The organism is Aliivibrio sp. S10_S31, assembly GCF_014694495.1.
Taxonomy (GTDB): domain Bacteria; phylum Pseudomonadota; class Gammaproteobacteria; order Enterobacterales; family Vibrionaceae; genus Aliivibrio; species Aliivibrio fischeri.
Map to the genome: position 1 here is coordinate 1 of NZ_JAAUWR010000049.1, position 2,673 is coordinate 2,673.

Here is a 2,673-nt window from a genome sequence, read left to right on the forward strand (position 1 = left end):
CATATCTTCCAGGTGTTCTTTTAATAACTGAACAACTTCGCCGCCATTCAAATCATCTATTTTGATATCCATATCTTAAATTATCCCTTAATTCTCATAACGCCTGCATAACACGTTTGCTACCATGCAGATTGAGCTTAAATTTACCACTTAACTCGGTAAACCTAAAGAAACCTAGGACGCCGAATGTAGCAAATCGTGTTGATGCATTTGTTAAACGTTTTGTACAACACCAAAGATCATAAATGACAGCAACCCAATCAAAAAACAACACAATTGAATAAATAAAGAATAATGTGAAATCTTATCCGAAGGGGTTGCAGGAGAAATACCTTCTTTAATCGCATTCCCTACAATTTTAAGAATTTCAGTTTCAAGTTCCTTTTCAGTTCCTTTGGTACCAATGGCTAAAACTTTTTCTTCTATCCCATCAGTTTTATTAAAAAAGACAGCATGAAGTGATTCGAGTTTATACAAATGCCATAACGAAACTGTGCCAGCACCAATTGAGATCAAAAACACAAACCAAGAGATATATAAGATCCAAGGGCACGTTAAAATCTCCTTTCCAGCCCCAGATAATGAGCCAGAAAAAGATATCGTACCAACCATAATTGCCGAAGTTAAACCTAATATTGTTTTAACGAGATCTGCACGAGTAGCCCAATATTTCCCATGAACTAATCGGATACGTTCAACTAATTCATCACCAGAACGGCGAATTTCTTTCATTACATTTTCAACAACTACTTCTTTCATTTAACCTCCTAGACGTTTAACGCCTGCATAACACGTTTGCTACCATGTAGATTAAGCCTAAATTTACCACTTAACGCGGTAAAGCCAAAGAAACCTATAATGCCGAATGTAGCAAATCGTGTTGATGCATTTGTTAGGCATTTAATTTCTAATGACTATCATTATTTGACCATGATGCCGTCGCATGCTTTCCTTCACCTTTAGGTAAATCTTTTCGAGCAATTAATTGGGATTCAAAAGTGAAATCTTCGGATATCTTTACAATTAAAAGTTTATTAAAATTTCCTGCACGTTTAACTTTTACCTGTTCTTTATTTTTTTCAGGAGAGATTGTTTTTATTTCAATAAAATCATTACCAAGTCTACCATCTGAACCCTTAGTATGTGGTTTATATCGCGTTATACCATATTCGATTTCAGCAAATAACTCCCCTAACTCTCCCCAAATTTGCAAATAACGATTTGTTAATTTGTAGAATGATTTTGCACTACCAACTAAATTCTCAAAAATTTCTACTAACTCAGAGTTAACTTCAGTAGAGTCCACATTTAGACAAGTATGACCAATTACTTCCCATTCATTATTCGAATAACCGTAATCTTCAAGGTCGATTTCATATACGTTATACCCACAAGCTGCAGCATCTGCTATTTGGTCTGCACTATATCCTTCATTACGCATATCATGTAAAAAATCCCATTCACTCATATTGCACTCCATTAATTTGATGCCTAACGCCTGCATAACACGTTTACTACTATACGATTATACTTAATATTGACGCCTTAAAACGAGAAACACCTGGCAAACTGAGATTGCCGAGTGTAGTAAATCGTGTTGATGCATTTGTTATCTGCGTGCCAAAATGACACAATACTTGTCAGCGTATAATATTTAAACTACAATTCACTTGTGCCACTTTGACACTGAATGGAGATTATTATGGCGACTGCATTACCTCGTATTACAGCACGTGTAGATATTGATACACAAGAACTACTCTCTCAAGCTGCGGCTATTGCTGGTATGTCTAGCATTAACTCATTTGTGCTTAGTGCAGCTGTAGAAAAAGCAAAAACTATTATGGAACGTGAACGTGCCCTACAACTAAGTCAGCAAGATGCTATGACGTTAATGACTGCGTTAGATCAACCAGCTAAACAAAATAGCAAGTTACAAAAAGCTGCTTCACGTTATATGGATAAAACTCAATAATGAATACTGTCCAATTAGAAAAAGCTAAACATGACCGAAATCGCTTTGATTGTGGTATTACCGCACTCAATAATTACTTAAAAGTTATGGCAAGCCAACAAGCTAAGAAAGACAATGCTCGCACTTTTGTTCTTGAGGACAAGCAATGTCCTGAGCACATTATTGGTTATTACACATTAACAATGACACCCATTGATATTCAGGATTTACCTCTTAAATTACAGAAGAAACATCACACTGTAACTTCTGGTGGTTTAATTGCCCGCTTAGCCGTTGACCATAGATACAAAGGTCAAGGTTTCGGTGAGTGGCTTTTGATTGATGCACTTAGAAAGCTATTAATGGCAAGTGAAACCGTCGCCTTCCCTGTCGTCATTGTTGATGCAAAAGATGGCGCTGAGTATTTCTATGAAAAATACGGTTTTACCGCATTCAAAGACGCTGATAATAAACTGTTTATTACAATTGCAGACATTAGAGCTAGTATCGGTGAATTAATTTAAACCGAGAAGCAGTTAACGCTGGCATAACACGTTTATTACTATGCAAACCAACCTAAATTTTACTACCATAATCACAAAACTAAAGGCAAACCCAGAACGCCGAATGTAATAAATCGTGTTGATGCGATTGTTGTGCGTGCTTACTTTCGGCTTGGCCAGCTTGGTAAAGAACTGCCCTGCCAAGATTTTCTAAGC

At 36.5% G+C, this 2,673-nt stretch carries 4 protein-coding genes; 2 read left to right on the forward strand and 2 right to left on the reverse strand.

The genetic code is table 11. The features are described from left to right. Window positions 1-213: 213 nt before the first annotated feature. Both HC728_RS19355 and HC728_RS19360 read right to left on the reverse strand, forming a co-directional pair. Window positions 214-759: a hypothetical protein gene (locus HC728_RS19355; RefSeq protein ID WP_190395952.1), complete on the reverse strand. Its 546-nt coding sequence runs from the start codon at window positions 757-759 to the stop codon at window positions 214-216. A 148-nt stretch (window positions 760-907) separates the two neighbouring features. Continuing rightward, window positions 908-1,468, reverse strand: coding sequence for a hypothetical protein (locus HC728_RS19360; RefSeq protein ID WP_190395953.1), 561 nt, complete (start codon window positions 1,466-1,468; stop codon window positions 908-910). Window positions 1,469-1,702: 234 nt separating this feature from the next. On the opposite strand from HC728_RS19360, the gene HC728_RS19365 reads away from it, so the two are divergent. Together HC728_RS19365 and HC728_RS19370 are read left to right on the forward strand one after the other, a co-directional pair. After that, window positions 1,703-1,975 (forward strand): DUF1778 domain-containing protein, encoded by a 273-nt coding sequence (locus tag HC728_RS19365; RefSeq protein WP_133415953.1) that lies wholly within the window; start codon window positions 1,703-1,705, stop codon window positions 1,973-1,975. Beyond that, complete coding sequence (locus tag HC728_RS19370; protein ID WP_190395954.1) at window positions 1,972-2,478, forward strand: GNAT family N-acetyltransferase; 507 nt, start codon at window positions 1,972-1,974, stop codon at window positions 2,476-2,478. Before HC728_RS19365 ends, HC728_RS19370 begins: the two co-directional genes overlap by 4 nt. Window positions 2,479-2,673 lie beyond the last annotated feature (195 nt).

Coding starts and splice junctions, on each gene's coding strand:
- HC728_RS19355 (WP_190395952.1), bottom strand. CDS start 759: ATGAAAGAAGTAGTTGTTGAAAATGTAATGAAAGAAATTCGCCGTTCT.
- HC728_RS19360 (WP_190395953.1), bottom strand. CDS start 1,468: ATGAGTGAATGGGATTTTTTACATGATATGCGTAATGAAGGATATAGT.
- HC728_RS19365 (WP_133415953.1), top strand. CDS start 1,703: ATGGCGACTGCATTACCTCGTATTACAGCACGTGTAGATATTGATACA.